Source organism: Paracoccus sp. S4493 (assembly GCF_000967735.1).
GTDB classification, from domain to species: domain Bacteria; phylum Pseudomonadota; class Alphaproteobacteria; order Rhodobacterales; family Rhodobacteraceae; genus Paracoccus; species Paracoccus marcusii.
On the sequence record NZ_JXYF01000040.1, the window covers coordinates 1 to 16673 of the forward strand.

The window sequence follows — 16673 nt, forward strand, 5'->3', positions numbered from 1 at the left end:
GGGAATGGGGAGCACCTCAGCCATCTCTTGCGTAGAACAGTCCCAAAACCCGACACCCTGATACTGGCCTGCCACGTAAGAAAGCTTCAGCCCGGTCTCATCAAGAATAAATCTCGGTTCAGGAGCTTCGGGTATCTGATCAGGGCAGGCATCTACATTATTCGAAAAATCCAAGACCCAGTCATTACCGTAGGAGTAGCAATCCCGGCTTCTCTCAGGGGAGGCTTTCCAGCCAATTGATGGCTCAGGACCGCTTAACAACACTACTTCAGTCTCGCGGCCATCATTCTTAACGCAAATTGCCCAACTCGCCTCACCGCGAGCTTGCATCGTGACTAATTCTCCAGGGACGAGAACAGCCAGTTTCTTAACTTCACCGCATCCAACAATTTTCATAATTCCACCTGTGCAAATGTCTGCATCTATCAACATTGGCGGGGGTGATGCTGTCAATCGTGATCTTTGGACGACGAACAGCCTGCCACACTTTTGAAGTGAAAAGTGCTTCAAGACCAAGCTGGCGGCGCTGTCGATATGCGGGTGTTCTGTATCTTCCCGGAACTACTCGCGTGCTGCCATTTTATTTGCGAAGCCGAACAGCGCCTCGGATAGATCAACAAATTCGACACCTGCTTCCATCAACTGAGTAGTATTGTAAAAGTTACAACCTTCGAGCATCTTTAGTTCGGAATTCCACGTTAGGTCGCCAAGAGATGCTACCTTACCCAGCCTGGCAAAACACCCAGCTTGTGAATGCGTTGTAGACGTATGAATTTCCGCCACTTCGCCGTGCGCTAGATCATTTCTTACATCTATCGCGGCCGACACTCGAGCAGATAGCACCGACCATTCTTTGCCATTATTGATCGTCGTACTGCTATTCAAAAGCTTTTTGATACGAGAAAATTTACCACCTGCAGAGCTGGTTTTCCAATAGTCTTGGATCGCTTCCCGGACCTCTTTCTCCTCAATGAAAATTGAGACGCTCAATAAGCCCTGTTCGACGCCAGAAAATGATGAGACGGCGAAGCCATAAGCGGCATAAATAGGTTCGAGCCGCTGAAAGATGGCTACTTTCCCCCGCTGCATGGGGGTTAGGTTGTTCGGAATATAGACGGTTCCAGTCACAGGTCATATCCGATCTCAAGAAGAGCAAAGCGCTAGCTGGTTGCAGTCTCTTTGCCGCGTCTTTCCTGGAGATAGATGCGAACCATCTCAGGTCGGGAAGGCTCGGGACTTATCTTGGCTCGCTCCGTGTCGATCCAAGCGAGAAGGTCAGGTTGTAACCGAACACCGACCAGCGTTCCGGTGACAGGCGGCCGTTTTGCAATTTTCATGTTATCACGAGTTGACGCGTCCATGTCGCCGTGTTAACACGAAGGCGGGCCAAATGGAAGGTGAGATTTCCATTCAGCCCTAACCGCAACCCGATCTTTGAAGGAGATCGAGCATGGCTAATCATTGCCATAACACTACCGGCTTGCCTGTCAAATCCCTCAGAAAAATTGCTGGCCTGCCGTGCGGTACCCGCGACCGCCTGGCCCTTTTTGCTGAGTGGACGGGCGCCCCTGTTTTTGATCCCGCACAAGTCGTCGAGAAGACTGAGGATGGCGATACTTTCTCGACCGAGTTCCTGGCCTATTGCTGCGCCACCGGCCTGTCGCTGGACTGGGTGTGGCTTGGTGACGAGCGCAGCCTTGTGATGGGCGCATTCCATGCCGCGCAAGGGGGTGCAGCATGACTGTTAAAACTCTCGACCAGATGCAATTTGATGCAGACCGTCTGGCCCGTCTTCTTGATGCTACTGCAACATGGCATGGCGAGGATCGTGATAAGGCTGTTACGGGCGCACTCCTATCGATCGCCGAAGACATTGCGGTGAGGCTCAATAGCGATCTGGAGAAGGCATCTCTGCTTGATTATGTCGAGCGGGCGCCTGTGATCGGCGGTGCAGCATGAAAACCGAACGCGATTACCGGGACGAGATTGACCGGATTGGCGAGGTCCTGGGTGATGTCGAGTTGCTGGTTTCGGCGCTGTCTGTCGTAGCTGACCAGCTGCAGAACATGTCGGCCCATGGGGAGATGCACACTCTACGGAATGCCGTGGTCGGGATCAGCCGTGCGCTCGATCGTGAGATCCATCGGTGGGATCAACCCTAAGCCTGCGTTGCAGTCCGTAACGGGCCTTATGATTCCGAATCCGTCGCATCAAGTCTCACGCAATCGCTTTTCCCATGATGGGTAGCCTGATGGGGCGGATACGGCCACTCCAACAATAAGGAGCAAAATCAATGATATATAAGGGTGAATGGCGGAGACGAAGGGATTCGAACCCTCGAGACCCTTTCGGGCCTGCACCCTTAGCAGGGGTGTGCCTTCGACCACTCGGCCACGTCTCCGCCGACCCGTATATGGATGTCGCCAAGGGGGGGCAAGGGGCTTTCTGGCCCCTTTTTGCAGATCGCCGCGCGGCGCCTTCCAAGGGTTCGACGGCGCCGGGACGTGGCACGCGACAGTTCGTCCTCTTGGAACTGGGGCTGGAACCCGGAAGGCATTGACGCGATAGTCGGATGACGCAACCGGATGGCAGGACATGACCGAAATCTCTCGTCGCAAGTCGGATCACCTGCGCATCGTCACCGAAGGCCGCGGGGCGCAGGACCGGCTGGACAGTGGGTTCGACCAGGTCCGGTTCATACATCAGGCGCTGCCCGATCTGGACATGGATGCTGTCGATACGGGAACGCGGTTCCTGGGGCGCAGCCTGGGGGCGCCGCTGCTGATCTCGGCCATGACCGGCGGTCCAGAGGAGGCGGAACGCATCAACCTGCACATCGCCGAGGCCTGTGCCCATCACCGCATTGCCCTGTCCGTCGGATCGCAGCGCATCGCGGTCGAGGCGGGCGGCAATGGCGGCCTGGGCGCCAGCCTGCGGGCACGGGCGCCGCAGATTCCGATCTTGGGCAATATCGGCGCGGTCCAGCTGAACTATGGTTTTGGCGTGGCGCAGGCGCAGCGTGCGGTGGACATGATCCAGGCCGACGCGCTGATCCTGCACCTGAACCCGCTGCAGGAGGCGATCCAGGAAGGTGGCGACCGCAATTTTGCGGCCCTGCTGCCACGGATCGAGGAACTTGCCACCAGCCTGCCGGTCCCCCTGGGCGTCAAGGAGGTCGGTGCGGGGCTGTCGGCGCCCGTGGCGCGCCGTCTGATCGACGCGGGCGTGACGATCCTGGACGTCGCCGGCGCCGGCGGCACCAGCTGGGCGCGTGTCGAGGCCGAACGCGGTCCCGACCGCCTGCAGGCGCTGGCGGCACCGTTCCACGACTGGGGCATTCCCACGACCGCGTCGCTGCGCGCCATCGCGCCGATGATGGGTCCGGACCGGGTTCTGATCGGATCGGGCGGGGTGCGTCACGGGCTGGACGTCGCGCGGGCCATCCGCCTTGGCGCGGACCTCGTGGGGCAGGCGGCCCGCGCTCTGCCCGCCGCGCGTCACAGCGCCGAGGCCCTGTCCGATCACCTGTCCGACGTGGTGACCCAGCTGCGCATCGCGATGTTCTGCACGGGATCGGCCGACCTTGCGGCGCTGCGCCGCGCGCCTTTGCTGGTGCTTGGGCCGGGTGGCCAATGGTCGCAAGCAACGGGGATGGAAACCAGCGATGCGGGACTGTAGTCTGCGCGGATCGCCGGTCCGGGGGACAAGATGAGCGCACATGCCCTGCCCAAGGCAGATCTGACCGCCACAAGCCTGATCGTCTCGGGCGGCATCATCGCCGCGTGGCTGGCCCTGCATGTGCATGCGCTGTGGTTTCTGGACGCGGCGGCGCATCCCATCCTGGCGGTCGCGAATTTCTTGGGGCTGACCTGGCTGTCGGTCGGTCTGTTCATCATCGCGCATGACGCGATGCATGGGTCGGTCGTGCCGGGGCGCCCGCGCGCCAATGCGGCGATGGGCCAGCTTGTCCTGTGGCTGTATGCCGGATTTTCGTGGCGCAAGATGATCGTCAAGCACATGGCCCATCATCGCCATGCCGGAACCGACGACGACCCAGATTTCGACCATGGCGGCCCGGTCCGCTGGTACGCCCGCTTCATCGGCACCTATTTCGGCTGGCGCGAGGGGCTGCTGCTGCCCGTCATCGTGACGGTCTATGCGCTGATCCTGGGGGATCGCTGGATGTACGTGGTCTTCTGGCCGTTGCCGTCGATCCTGGCGTCGATCCAGCTGTTCGTGTTCGGCACCTGGCTGCCGCACCGCCCCGGCCACGACGCGTTCCCGGACCGCCATAATGCGCGGTCGTCGCGGATCAGCGACCCCGTGTCGCTGCTGACCTGCTTTCATTTTGGCGGTTATCATCACGAACACCACCTGCACCCGACGGTGCCTTGGTGGCGCCTGCCCAGCACCCGCACCAAGGGGGACACCGCATGACCAATTTCCTGATCGTCGTCGCCACCGTGCTGGTGATGGAGTTGACGGCCTATTCCGTCCACCGCTGGATCATGCACGGCCCCCTGGGCTGGGGCTGGCACAAGTCCCACCACGAGGAACACGACCACGCGCTGGAAAAGAACGACCTGTACGGCCTGGTCTTTGCGGTGATCGCCACGGTGCTGTTCACGGTGGGCTGGATCTGGGCACCGGTCCTGTGGTGGATCGCCTTGGGCATGACCGTCTATGGGCTGATCTATTTCGTCCTGCATGACGGGCTGGTGCATCAGCGCTGGCCGTTCCGCTATGTCCCGCGCAAGGGCTATGCCCGCCGCCTGTATCAGGCCCACCGCCTGCACCATGCGGTCGAGGGGCGCGACCATTGCGTCAGCTTCGGCTTCATCTATGCGCCCCCGGTCGACAAGCTGAAGCAGGACCTTAAGACGTCGGGCGTGCTGCGGGCCGAGGCGCAGGAGCGCACGTGACCCATGACGTGCTGCTGGCAGGGGCGGGCCTTGCGAACGGGCTGATCGCCCTGTCGCTGCGCGCGGCGCGGCCCGACCTGCGCGTGCTGTTGCTGGACCATGCCGCGGGACCGTCAGACGGCCACACCTGGTCCTGCCACGACCCCGACCTGTCGCCGAACTGGCTGGCGCGGCTGAAGCCCCTGCGCCGCGCCAACTGGCCCGACCAGGAGGTGCGCTTTCCCCGCCATGCTCGGCGACTGGCCACCGGTTACGGGTCGCTGGACGGGGCGGCGCTGGCGGATGCGGTGGTCCGGTCGGGCGCCGAGATCCGCTGGAACTGCGACATCGCCCTGCTGGATGCGCAGGGGGCGACACTGTCCTGCGGCACCCGGATCGAGGCGGGCGCGGTCCTGGACGGGCGGGGCGCGCAGCCGTCGCGGCATCTGACCGTGGGTTTCCAGAAATTCGTGGGCGTCGAGATCGAGACCGACCGCCACCACGGCGTGCCCCGCCCGATGATCATGGACGCGACCGTCACCCAGCAGGACGGGTACCGATTCATCTATCTGCTGCCCTTCTCTCCGACGCGCATCCTGATCGAGGACACGCGCTATTCCGATGGCGGCGATCTGGACGACGACGCGCTGGCGGCGGCGTCCCACGACTATGCCCGCCAGCAGGGCTGGACCGGGGCCGAGGTCCGGCGCGAACGCGGCATCCTGCCCATTGCGCTGGCCCATGACGCGGCGGGCTTCTGGGCCGATCACGCGGCGGGGCCCGTTCCCGTGGGACTGCGCGCGGGGTTCTTTCACCCGGTCACCGGCTATTCGCTGCCCTATGCGGCGCAGGTGGCGGACGTGGTGGCGGGCCTATCCGGGCCGCCCGGCACCGACGCGCTGCGCGGCGCCATCCGCGATTACGCGATCGACCGGGCGCGCCGCGACCGCTTTCTGCGCCTTTTGAACCGGATGCTGTTCCGCGGCTGCGCGCCCGACCGGCGCTATACCCTGCTGCAGCGGTTCTACCGCATGCCGCATGGACTGATCGAACGGTTCTATGCCGGCCGGCTGAGCTTGGCGGATCAGCTGCGCATCGTGACCGGCAAGCCTCCCATTCCCCTTGGCACGGCCATCCGCTGCCTGCCCGAACGTCCCCTGCTGAAGGAAAACGCATGAACGCCCATTCGCCCGCGGCCAAGACCGCCATCGTGATCGGCGCAGGCTTTGGCGGGCTGGCCCTGGCCATCCGCCTGCAGTCCGCGGGCATCGCCACCACCCTGGTCGAGGCTCGGGACAAGACCGGCGGGCGCGCCTATGTCTGGCACGATCAGGGCCATGTCTTCGACGCGGGCCCGACCGTCATCACCGACCCCGATGCGCTCAAGGAGCTGTGGGCGCTGACCGGGCAGGACATGGCGCGCGACGTGACGCTGATGCCGGTGTCGCCCTTCTATCGACTGATGTGGCCGGGCGGGAAGGTCTTCGATTACGTGAACGAGGCCGATCAGCTGGAACGCCAGATCGCCCAGTTCAACCCGGACGACCTGGAGGGATACCGCCGCTTCCGTGATTACGCTGAGGAGGTGTACCAGGAGGGCTACGTCAAGCTGGGCACCGTGCCCTTCCTCAAGCTGGGCCAGATGCTCAAGGCCGCGCCCGCGCTGATGAAGCTTGAGGCCTACAAGTCGGTCCATGCCAAGGTCGCGACCTTCATCAAGGACCCCTATCTGCGGCAGGCGTTTTCGTATCACACGCTGCTGGTGGGCGGGAATCCCTTCTCGACCAGCTCGATCTATGCGCTGATCCACGCGCTGGAGCGGCGCGGCGGGGTCTGGTTCGCCAAGGGCGGCACCAACCAGCTGGTCGCAGGCATGGTCGCGCTGTTCGAACGGCTTGGTGGTCAGATGATGCTGAACGCCAAGGTCGCCCGGATCGAGACCGAGGGCGCGCGGACCACGGGCGTCACCCTGGCGGACGGGCGGTCTTTGAGGGCCGACATGGTCGCCAGCAACGGCGACGTCATGCACAACTATCGTGACCTGCTGGGCCACACGGCCCGCGGGCAGAGCCGCGCGAAATCGCTGGACCGCAAGCGCTGGTCCATGTCGCTCTTCGTGCTGCATTTCGGTCTGCGCGAGGCGCCCAAGGACATCGCGCATCACACCATACTGTTCGGCCCCCGCTACAAGGAGCTGGTCAACGAGATCTTCAAGGGGCCCAAACTGGCCGAGGATTTCTCGCTGTACCTGCATTCGCCCTGCACGACCGATCCGGACATGGCGCCTCCGGGCATGTCCACGCATTACGTGCTGGCCCCGGTGCCGCATCTGGGCCGCGCCGAGATCGATTGGGCGGTCGAGGGGCCGCGCTATGCCGACCGCATCCTGGCGTCCCTTGAGGAGCGGCTGATCCCGAACCTGCGCGCCAACCTGACCACCACGCGCATCTTCACGCCCGCCGATTTCGCCAGTGAACTGAACGCCCATCACGGCAGCGCCTTCTCGGTCGAGCCGATCCTGACGCAATCCGCGTGGTTCCGGCCGCACAACCGCGACAAGACGATCCGCAACTTCTATCTGGTCGGCGCGGGCACCCATCCGGGCGCGGGCATTCCGGGCGTCGTGGGCTCGGCCAAGGCCACGGCCCAGGTGATGCTGTCCGACCTGGCAGGCGCATGAGCGATCTGGTCCTGACCTCGACCGAGGCGATCACCCAAGGGTCGCAAAGCTTTGCCACGGCGGCCAAGCTGATGCCGCCGGGCATCCGCGACGACACGGTGATGCTGTATGCCTGGTGCCGCCACGCGGATGACGTGATCGACGGTCAGGCCTTGGGCAGCCGCCCCGAGGCGGTGAACGACCCGCAGGCGCGGCTGGACGGCCTGCGCGCCGACACGCTGGCGGCGTTGCAGGGCGACGGTCCGGTGACCCCGCCCTTTGCCGCGCTGCGCGCGGTGGCGCGGAGGCATGATTTCCCGCAGGCCTGGCCCATGGACCTGATCGAAGGCTTCGCGATGGATGTCGAGGCGCACGACTATCGCACGCTGGATGACGTGCTGGAATATTCCTATCACGTTGCAGGCATCGTCGGCGTGATGATGGCCCGCGTGATGGGCGTGCGCGACGACCCTGTCCTGGACCGCGCCTGCGACCTGGGGCTGGCGTTCCAGCTGACCAACATCGCGCGCGACGTGATCGACGATGCGCGCATCGGGCGGTGCTATCTGCCGGGGGACTGGCTGGACCAGGCGGGCGCGCGGGTCGACGGGCCGGTGCCGTCGCCGGAGCTGTACACCGTGATCCTGCGGCTGCTGGATGCGGCTGAACCCTATTACGCGTCGGCGCGGGTGGGTCTGGCGGATCTGCCGCCGCGCTGCGCCTGGTCCATCGCCGCCGCGTTGCGCATCTATCGCGCCATCGGGCTGCGCATCCGCAAGGGCGGGCCGCAGGCCTATCGCCAGCGGATCAGCACGTCCAAGGCCGCCAAGATCGGCCTGCTGGGCATCGGGGGCTGGGATGTCGCGCGATCACGCCTGCCGGGGGCGGGCGGGTCGCGACAGGGCCTCTGGACCCGGCCGCATCACGTCTAGGCGCGCGCGGCGTAGGGCAGAACCCGTTCCAGCAGGGCCGCGATTTCCGGAGCCTGAAGGCGCTTGCTGCGCAGCATCGCGTCCAGTTGGGCGCGGCTGGCCTCGTAATGACGGGACACGTTCTGCAGGTCTGACACGGCCAGAAGGCCGCGCCGCGGGCCGGGGGCCGCCGCATCGCGACCGGTATCCTTGCCAAGCGCCGCCTGGTCGCCCACGACGTCCAGCAGGTCGTCATAGGACTGGAACACCCGGCCCAGCTGACGGCCAAAGTCGATCATCTGGGTCTGCTCCTCGGCGTCGAACTCCTTGATCACGGCCAGCATCTCCAGCCCGGCGATGAACAGCACTCCGGTCTTCAGGTCCTGTTCCTGTTCGACCCCCGCGCCGTTCTTGGCCGCGTGCAGGTCCAGGTCCTGGCCGGCGCACAGGCCCTGCGGCCCCAGGGACCGCGACAGGATCCGCACCAGCTGCGCCCGCACCGTGCCCGACGCGCCGCGCGCACCGGCCAGCAAGGCCATCGCCTCGGTGATCAGGGCGATGCCGCCCAGCACGGCGCGGCTTTCGCCATGCGCCACATGGGTCGCGGGCTGGCCGCGGCGCAGCCCGGCATCGTCCATGCAGGGCAGGTCGTCGAAGATCAGCGATGCGGCATGCACCATCTCGACCGCGCAGGCGGCGTCGACGATCGTGTCGCAGACCCCGCCCGAGGCCTCTGCCGCAAGCAGCATCAGCATGCCGCGGAAACGCTTGCCCGACGACAGCGCGCCATGGCTCATGGCCGCGCCGAGCGGCTGCGACACGGCACCGAATCCCTGGGCGATCTCCTCAAGTCTGGTCTGCAGAAGGGTGGCGTGGATCGGGTTGACGTCTCGTCTCATCAGTGCCTTCGCGCTTGGGTTCTGACCTGGCGGGAAGGTCAGGCCGGGGCGGCACCCCGTGACCCGTCATCCACCGTCAACAGTCCCCATGTTGGAACGGTTCACGCCCGATTGCGAGCCTTTTCGACGGCGACGCGGGGTCGCGCGGCAATTTGTCCAACAAGGTCAGTGGACCGCCGCGCCGATGGCCGCGCGCAGCCAGGCATCCTTGGCCGGAAACACCCGCGCCGCATCGTGATCGGCCAGGATCGTCCGGCGCGCGGCGCGGCGCAGGTCGGCCGCGTCACCCGGATTGTCAAGCACCCAGGCCATCGCGTCCGCGACCTCGTCCGCGTCGTCCATGTCGACGATCAGGCCGTTCTCCATGTCGCGGACCAGTTCGCGCACCGGGGCGGTGTTCGATCCGATCACCAGGCATCCGGTGGCCATCGCCTCGGACAGGGACCAGGAGGTGACGAAGGGCTCGGTGAAATAGACATGCGCGTGTGAGGCCTGCAGCGTGCGGACATATTCATCGCGCGGGCGCATGGCGTTCACGTGGATGCGGCGGTGATCCAGGTCCAGCTGGTCGATCATCCGCAGCCACCAGCTGTCGCCGCGCGCCAGCGGTCGGCCATAGGACACGCTGTCATTGGCCAGGATCACCGTGTCGAAGTCGTCACGCTGCGCCTGCAGGCGGGCGACGCCGCGCAGGAATTGCGGAAAGCCGCGCAAGGGCTCCATCCCGCGGGTGGCATAGGTGATCACGGGGCGGTCGGCGGGCAGGCGCAGCCAGTCGAAATCGATGCGCGCCTGCGGGTCGGGGCGGTGCAGGTCGCAATCCACCCCATCTGGCATCACGGTGATCTGGCGGCGCAGGACCGGAGGAAAGCGGCTGGCCTGGAACAGCGTCGGGCACCAGCTGGCATCGGCCAGGTCGAATTCGCCGGTGATCGGCAGGTTGCGCATCCGGTCCGAGATCATCACCGCCAGGTCGGCGGGCTTTTCCGCCCGGCGCTTGTCCCAGTTGCGGTCGGTGTAATACCATTCATGATAGGCGACATAGGTGCAGTCGGGCCAGACCAGCTTGACCCCCAGCCCCACGCCCCAGCCCGCATGGGCCACCACGACGTCGGGGACATAGCCTTCGGAATGGCGCATGCGGAACATCAGCTCGGTCGCGCCCCGGCAGTTCTGCGCGGCGTGGTCCAGGATGTGACGCGGATCGCCCGTGGGGATCGTGGTGTCGCGCAGCGCGAATCGGCGGGTGCAGATGCCGTCATGGGCAGGGTCGGCGTCGATGCCGCCATGCATGAAGGTGACGTCCCAGCCCTGGCCCGCCAGCCAACGGCCCAGGAACTCGAACTGGCCGGGGCCGGACAGGTGCAGAAACAGGATGCGCGGCCGCTGCGCCACGGATGTCGCGACCGTCATGACCGGGGAACCGTCTGCCAACCCGTGCAGCCCGCCGCCAGTAGCGGCTGCTGATCGGTGCGGTTCACGATGGCCTGCACGCGGGCATGGGCGACGCCCAGGTCCAGCCGCGCCTTGGTCGCGACCAGGAACGTCGCATCGCCGTCCATGACCGCGTGGACCGCGGGAAACGCCGCCTGCAGCAGGTCGCGGATCGCGGGCAGGGGGCCCGTTCCATGGATCAGCAGGACGCCGCCGTCGCCCGACAGGCGCCGCCCGGCGTGGCGGATGCGCGCCAGCGCGTCCGCACCATGCAGCCAGTCCTCATCCGCCCTGGCGACGATCGCATCCAGCCGCGGCGCATCGGGTGCCGCATCCGACAGCTGCGCTGGCCGGAACGCCGCGCCAAGGTCAAGCGCCTGCATCGCCGCTAGGGGCCAGCCCGCCGCGGGGTGATGCACCGTCAGGCCGGGCACCAGGGCCAGCACCGCAATGGTCAGCGGCAGATGCGCCGGCCCTGTCACCATCACGTGCCGCAGGGCCGATGTCGCGCAGAGCAGCCCAAGGCAGCGACGCGCCCAACCCTCGACCGGCATGGCCGGGTTCAGCGCGTCGATCATGCCCAGGGGGGTGCCGTCGTCGTCCAGCACCTGCACCCGGCGGTCATCCAGCATGCGCAGCGCCGCCCCATCCAGGCGGTGCAGGCCGTGATTGATCGCCCGCGCGCGGGCCCGGACCGGGGCGTCGGTCGCCCGCAGCCAGGCGCGGTGGAAGGGCGTGACCCAGGAAAACGCGTCGCGGTTGTCCAGCAGCTCGACCGCCTGCTGGACAGCGATGGCCAGCGGACCGTCCAGGTCCAAAGACAAGGGCAGGCCGCCGGGCTGCGTCCCGGTAAGGGTCACGCGCCGCGCACGCCAGGCATGGCGCTGGACGGGGCCGGTCTGGAGCCGCGTCTCGGCACGGTTCAGGTGCAGGTCAGACAGTGACGACAGGCGGGGGTTCAGCACGTGGATCAGGTCCGCCCCCCGCCGCAGGGCCAGCAGGCGCACCGGCACGCCAAGGGCGGGGGCACAGACGCATCCGTCGCCGCTGCCCGTCAGCGCATCGCCCAGCAGGCGCATCGCGACACCGGTCAGCGGATCGTCGGCCCGCGCCTCTGCCGGGCGCAGACCAAGTCTGGGGTCATCATGGGTCAGCTGCGCGGTCATCGTGGGGCCCGCGCGGACATTACAGCCGACTAAAGAAGGCGCCGCCCAGGGGCGTGGCGCCATCCGCGGTCAGCAGCGCGTCCATCCGCGGAACGGCGACGCCAAGACCCAGGGCAACCTGGATGCCCCGGACCCCGCGCGGCGCGGACCAGCCGCGCACGGCCAGCATCACCCGCTGCCAGACGGCGGACCCGGTGGCGGTGTCGCGGATGTCGCTGCGCAGATGCGCCGTGTGGATCACCGTGATCCAGCTGGCGGAATGGGTCCGCATCGGTTCGAACGCGAACAGCGCAAAGGCCACCGGCTCGGCCTCCAGCGATACGACGACGGCACCGTGATAACCGCTGTCGTCATGGACCTGTGCCAGCAGGCGCTCCACCTGCGGCTGGTCGAAGGGCAGGTCCGCGAACAGGCTTTCCCGGTGCATCTGTCGGGCCAACGGCACGATCAGGTCGGGCCGGGCCGCGTGCCTGCCGACGGTGACATCGGTGCGGCGCAGCAGGGCGGGGGGCAGGTCGGTATGGAGTGTCATGATCCCAAGCGGCCCAGCCTTGCCGTTGCCGACATGCTGGGCCTGTCCAATGACCGCAGGCCGGTCCTTACGAATACAGCGGGCGGTCGTTGCGGACGTGGCGGGCGGCCAGCGAGCGTCCTTCGCGACCCTTCAGGAACGGGATGGCCGGATCGGTCTCGGTCATCGCCTCGAAATCGGGGAAGATCGCGCGCAGTTCGGACAGCTGGTCCTGGCTGAGAAAAGTCAGCGCCTGACGCCCGGGGAACAGGCTTTCGGCCTCGATCCCCTCGACCGACAGGATCTGGTGGTCTGCGAACATCAGGTGCAGGTACTGGACGCTGCGGGCGTCGCCGTCCACGTCGATGCCGTTCACGCCGATCAGCTGCTTGACCGCGACCAGCACCTCGGGGGCGCCGAACATCGTCTCGGCGATGGCCGAGCGGATGACGACGCGGTGCTGGGGCGAAAAGCGGATGTCGCGCAGGGGCAGACCGTTGCCGAAGGCGCCGGCCGGCACCAGGATCGGCAGCAGCTTGGGGTTCCCCGCCAGATCGACCGCGTCCAGCCTGCGCGAACCGATCCAGGCCAGCGCCTTGGGGCCGTTGCGGGTGATGACCGTGTCGCCCTGGCGCAGGGTCTCGATCGGAACCGCGCCGCGGGGGGTGTCGATCAGCGTGCCGGCGGTGAAGCAGACCGCGTTGATCGCCTCGAAATTGGCAAAGCCCGACCGCGATGCCACCGTCGATCCGTCGCGAAGCGTCATCGTCCCATAGGAGACCGTGCCCTGCAGGATGCGCGGATAGGCCAGGATCGAGCCGATGTCGCTGTCGCTGTAGACGTTGGTGACCAGGTCGGCCTTGCCGTCGCCGTCGGTGTCCATGGTGACGTTGCCGCTGGACAACGTCAGGGTCCAGTCCCCGCGCAGGTTCAGCGTGTCCTGACCCTTGCCGCCGTCCAGTTTGGCGCCGCTGCGCATCTTGTCGGCATCCGACAGGCTGTGGTCCGGCTTCATGTCGAACCACAGGACGTCGTCGCCCTTCCCAAGGTCCACGCGCGCGCCGAACGACTGCTCCAGCTTCAGCGTGTCGTCGCCGTCGCCGGTAGAGATCGTCTCGAAGGTGGTGCGCGACAGATGGGCCATGTCGTCACCGGTGCCCATGTCAACCTGGCCGAAGGCGACGCGGGCGCCCTGGCCGGACAGGTTTCCGCCCTCCAGCGTGTCGTCGCCGCCCTTCATGCTGATGTCGTACACGCTGCGGTTGTCGCCCGGCTCGGTTTGCCGGCTGAACGCCCAGTCCGACAACGTGACGTTCTGGGTTCCCTCCGAGGAGTTGCCCTGAAGAATGGTCGCGCCATCGCCATCATAGCTGCCAAAGATCGTGGCCATGACAGTCATCCCTCTTGAAAACGATTCTTGTTAACCCTGTTTCAATGGCGTTACGCCCGCACCCCGGCGGTTGTCAACAAAATCCACGCGCCCGCACCGCGTGGGCGCGTTTTTCACGACCCGCGTCGCACATCGTGCAACTAATTGATTAACCTATGAACTTTCCGGTTCACATTGCACGTTGTGCAGGGCCGGTCAGGGCTGATCCGACGCGGGGGCCGGAGGCCGGCGTCCGCGTCGAATCTGCAACTGGAGGCTGTAAATTTGTGCGCTGTTAACTGTTTATTTATGGGTCAGCGGAACAGCAGCACGGATCTGCGGGAATCGATCAGCATGCGCGTGGTGACCGATCCGATGATCAACCGGCGGATACGGCTGTGCCCATAGGCCCCCATGACCAGCAGGTCGTGATCCTGCTGTTCGATCCGCGCGATCAGCGCGCTGTCGGCGCTGCCGTCCAGCAGTTCGGCGCGGGCATCGCGGCCGGCGGCGCGCAGGCGCAGGATCGCCTCCTCCAGCTGGACCTGCGCCTCGCGGTTGGCCGGGGCGGCCATCGCCACCTCGATCCGCAGCCCGTCGAAGACCGGGCTGGAGGTCACGTGATCGACCGCCTTCATCGCCGAGGCCCCGCCGTCAAAGGCCAGCATCACGCTGGCGATGGGGCGGAAGGCGCGGGCGGCGACCAGGACCGGCACCTTGGCCGCGCGGACCACGCGTTCAAGGTTCGATCCGGGATGGTCGGCCGCGAAATCGGCGGCCTCTCCGCGCTTGCCGATCACGATCAGGGCGGGGCCTGCGGCCTTGCCGGTCGCATGGGCGATCAGGTCGCCCTGCTCCAGGCGCGTCTCGACCCGCGCGGCGCCGGCGCCCAGGGTCAGGTTGCGCGCATCCTCCAGCAGGGCGCGGCCCTGCGCGTTCGCCAGGCGCGCGCGCTGTTCGTCAAGGCTTGCCAGCTCGTCCAGCAGGGCGCTGCGCGCGCCAAGGCGGATCGTGCCGGACAGGTCCTGCGACGGGGCGGGGGACCTGCGGCCCAGGACGTGCAGCAGCTCGACCGGCATGCCGCTGCGCGCCGCAAGCCAGCCCGCATGTTCGCACACCGAGGCCGCGTAGACCGAGCCGTCCACCAGGGCGATGATCTTGTCGTTCATGTACCGTCTCCCCCTCTAATGCGCCGTCAGCTTGTCCAGGGCGCCGGGCTTGTCATGGATGGCAAGCCGGTCGACCAGCGTCTCAGAGGCGGCGTTCATGCCGATCAGCTGCACCTGCGCGCCGTCGCGCCGGAACTTTAGGATCGCCATGTCCAGCGCCTGCACCGAACTGATGTCCCAGATATGCGCCCCTCTGACGTCGATGGTGACATGATCCAGCGGTTCTGCAAAGTCGAACGCGGCCATGAAGTCCTCGACCGAGGCATAGAACATCTGCCCCTCGACGACATAGGTCCGGCTGCGGCCGTCCGCCGACAGGGTCGAGGTCACGCGGAACAGCTGTGCGATCTTGGCGGCGAAGAAGATCCCCGACAGCAGCACGCCCACCAGCACCCCGATGGCCAGGTTGTGGGTCCAGACGACCGTGGCGACGGTTGCCAGCATCACCACCGACGACGAGCGCGGATGGATGCGCAGGTTGGCCAGCGACGACCAGCTGAAGGTGCCGATGGACACCATGATCATGATCGCGACCAGCGCCGGCATGGGGATGCGGCTGACCAGATCGCCCAGACCCACCACCAGGATCAGCAGCGCCACCCCGGCGGTGAAGGACGACAGCCGACCCCGCCCGCCGGATTTGACGTTGATCATCGACTGTCCGATCATGGCGCAGCCCGCCATGCCCCCGATGAAGCCGGTGGCGGTGTTGGCCAGGCCCTGGCCGATGCATTCCTGGTTGCGGTTGCTGCGCGTGTCGGTCAGCTCGTCCACCAGGTTCTGGGTCATCAGGCTTTCCAGCAGGCCCACGATGGCGACCGCGATGGAATAGGGCAGGATGATCTGCAGCGTCTCCAGCGTCAGCGGGATGTCGGGGATCAGGAACATCGGTAGCGTGTCGGGCAGCGCGCCCATGTCGCCCACCGTACGCACGTCCCATCCGAAGGTCATCGCAAGCCCGGTCAGCACGACGATGGTGACCAGCGGCGACGGGATCGCCTTGGTGATGCGCGGGAACAGGTAGATGATCGCCAGCGACGCCGCGACCAGCACGTAGGTGAACCAGGTCACGCCGGGTGCGGACAGGTCCAGTTCGGGCAGCTGCGCCATGAAGATCAGGATCGCCAGCGCGTTCACGAACCCGGTCATCACCGATTTCGAGACAAAGCGCATGAAGCGTCCCAGACCGGCCAGGCCACAGCCGATCTGGATCAGGCCGGCCAGCACGGTGGCCGCCAGCAGGTATTCAAGCCCGTGATCGCGCACCAGCGTGATCATCAGCACCGCCGTCGCCGCCGTCGCGGCCGAGATCATGCCGGGACGCCCCCCGGTGATCGCGGTGATGACCGCGATCGAGAAGCTGGCATACAGCCCCACCTTGGGGTCCACGCCCGCGATGATGGAAAAGGCGATGGCCTCGGGGATCAGCGCCAGGGCCACGACAAGGCCCGAAAGCAGGTCGGGCCTGATGTTGCCCAGCCATTCGTTCTTGTAGGTCGTCAGTGAAAACATGTGTCATCCGTTCCTGACCGGGCCGTCGTGGCCTGCGGTCCGACAGTCAAGTGTCAAGGTTCGAATTGTCCGGCGGATCGGCGGCCGGAAGAGCCACCCGGAATCTCACCGGGTCCATGCACGTGTCGGGCTGATAGCCGCA

Annotated in this window: 18 protein-coding genes, 1 tRNA gene and 1 other annotated feature; of the genes, 9 read left to right on the forward strand and 10 right to left on the reverse strand. The window is 66.1% G+C overall.

Features of this window, described 5'->3' with window-relative positions:
- Positions 1–396 (reverse strand): hypothetical protein (locus TW83_RS20480; protein WP_157001418.1); only part of this gene is annotated, 396 nt, incomplete at its 3' end.
- Between the two features lie 165 nt (positions 397–561).
- A complete protein-coding gene (locus TW83_RS20485; protein WP_157001420.1) occupies positions 562–1128 on the reverse strand; it encodes a hypothetical protein in 567 nt (188 codons plus the stop codon).
- A 322-nt stretch (positions 1129–1450) separates the two neighbouring features.
- Here TW83_RS20485 and TW83_RS07815 point away from each other — a divergent pair, with 322 nt between their 5' ends.
- Genes TW83_RS07815 through TW83_RS07825 form a run of 3 tightly spaced genes read left to right on the forward strand, consistent with a single transcriptional unit; the run spans position 1451 to position 2162 of the window.
- Complete coding sequence (locus tag TW83_RS07815; RefSeq protein ID WP_045982213.1) at positions 1451–1741, forward strand: hypothetical protein; 291 nt, start codon at positions 1451–1453, stop codon at positions 1739–1741.
- Positions 1738–1959, forward strand: coding sequence for a hypothetical protein (locus tag TW83_RS07820; RefSeq protein ID WP_045982214.1), 222 nt, complete (start codon positions 1738–1740; stop codon positions 1957–1959). Before TW83_RS07815 ends, TW83_RS07820 begins: the two co-directional genes overlap by 4 nt.
- Positions 1956–2162 carry a hypothetical protein gene (locus TW83_RS07825; protein WP_045982215.1) on the forward strand — a complete coding sequence of 69 codons (207 nt, stop codon included), beginning with the start codon at positions 1956–1958 and terminating at the stop codon, positions 2160–2162. Before TW83_RS07820 ends, TW83_RS07825 begins: the two co-directional genes overlap by 4 nt.
- A gap of 149 nt (positions 2163–2311) precedes the next feature.
- Here the strand turns inward: TW83_RS07825 and TW83_RS07830 are convergent.
- Positions 2312–2401: transfer RNA gene (locus TW83_RS07830), tRNA-Ser, on the reverse strand.
- Between the two features lie 194 nt (positions 2402–2595).
- Here TW83_RS07830 and fni point away from each other — a divergent pair.
- From fni to TW83_RS07860, 6 genes are read left to right on the forward strand one after another with little or no spacing between them, the layout of a single operon-like run.
- Complete coding sequence (gene fni / locus TW83_RS07835; protein ID WP_045982216.1) at positions 2596–3678, forward strand: type 2 isopentenyl-diphosphate Delta-isomerase; 1083 nt, start codon at positions 2596–2598, stop codon at positions 3676–3678.
- 30 nt (positions 3679–3708) lie between these two features.
- Complete coding sequence (locus TW83_RS07840) at positions 3709–4437, forward strand: fatty acid desaturase (protein WP_045982217.1); 729 nt, start codon at positions 3709–3711, stop codon at positions 4435–4437.
- Complete coding sequence (locus tag TW83_RS07845; RefSeq protein ID WP_045982218.1) at positions 4434–4922, forward strand: sterol desaturase family protein; 489 nt, start codon at positions 4434–4436, stop codon at positions 4920–4922. The genes TW83_RS07840 and TW83_RS07845 overlap by 4 nt, the downstream gene beginning before the upstream one ends.
- Positions 4919–6079 (forward strand): lycopene beta-cyclase CrtY, encoded by a 1161-nt coding sequence (gene crtY, locus TW83_RS07850; protein ID WP_045982219.1) that lies wholly within the window; start codon positions 4919–4921, stop codon positions 6077–6079. Before TW83_RS07845 ends, crtY begins: the two co-directional genes overlap by 4 nt.
- Positions 6076–7581, forward strand: coding sequence for a phytoene desaturase (locus tag TW83_RS07855; protein ID WP_045982220.1), 1506 nt, complete (start codon positions 6076–6078; stop codon positions 7579–7581). The genes crtY and TW83_RS07855 overlap by 4 nt, the downstream gene beginning before the upstream one ends.
- Positions 7578–8492 carry a phytoene/squalene synthase family protein gene (locus TW83_RS07860; protein WP_045982221.1) on the forward strand — a complete coding sequence of 305 codons (915 nt, stop codon included), beginning with the start codon at positions 7578–7580 and terminating at the stop codon, positions 8490–8492. Before TW83_RS07855 ends, TW83_RS07860 begins: the two co-directional genes overlap by 4 nt.
- On the opposite strand, the gene TW83_RS07865 is transcribed toward TW83_RS07860, so the two are convergent.
- The 7 genes from TW83_RS07865 to TW83_RS07895 form a co-directional block, all read right to left on the reverse strand.
- Entirely contained in the window at positions 8489–9370 is an 882-nt protein-coding gene (locus tag TW83_RS07865) for a polyprenyl synthetase family protein (RefSeq protein ID WP_052714724.1), read from the reverse strand. The two genes, TW83_RS07860 and TW83_RS07865, sit on opposite strands and share 4 nt — an antisense overlap.
- Positions 9371–9535: 165 nt before the next feature.
- The gene (locus tag TW83_RS07870) at positions 9536–10783 is read right to left on the reverse strand and encodes a glycosyltransferase family 4 protein (RefSeq protein ID WP_052714726.1); all 1248 of its coding nucleotides are present in this window, start codon (positions 10781–10783) and stop codon (positions 9536–9538) included.
- Positions 10780–11970 (reverse strand): hypothetical protein, encoded by a 1191-nt coding sequence (locus tag TW83_RS07875; RefSeq protein ID WP_045982222.1) that lies wholly within the window; start codon positions 11968–11970, stop codon positions 10780–10782. The genes TW83_RS07870 and TW83_RS07875 overlap by 4 nt, the downstream gene beginning before the upstream one ends.
- Positions 11971–11989: 19 nt before the next feature.
- The gene (locus tag TW83_RS07880) at positions 11990–12502 is read right to left on the reverse strand and encodes a hypothetical protein (RefSeq protein ID WP_045982223.1); all 513 of its coding nucleotides are present in this window, start codon (positions 12500–12502) and stop codon (positions 11990–11992) included.
- 67 nt (positions 12503–12569) lie between these two features.
- On the reverse strand, positions 12570–13871 hold the full coding sequence (locus tag TW83_RS19275; protein ID WP_052714728.1) for a Hint domain-containing protein: 1302 nt from the start codon (positions 13869–13871) through the stop codon (positions 12570–12572).
- A gap of 293 nt (positions 13872–14164) precedes the next feature.
- Positions 14165–15019 (reverse strand): universal stress protein, encoded by an 855-nt coding sequence (locus TW83_RS07890; RefSeq protein WP_045982224.1) that lies wholly within the window; start codon positions 15017–15019, stop codon positions 14165–14167.
- 15 nt (positions 15020–15034) lie between these two features.
- Positions 15035–16531 carry a SulP family inorganic anion transporter gene (locus TW83_RS07895; protein WP_045982225.1) on the reverse strand — a complete coding sequence of 499 codons (1497 nt, stop codon included), beginning with the start codon at positions 16529–16531 and terminating at the stop codon, positions 15035–15037.
- A gap of 63 nt (positions 16532–16594) precedes the next feature.
- Positions 16595–16650: a sequence feature (sul1 is cis-regulatory element that is thought to sense ions involved in sulfur or methionine metabolism; They are found in Alphaproteobacteria), on the reverse strand.
- Between the last annotated feature and the right edge of the window lie 23 nt (positions 16651–16673).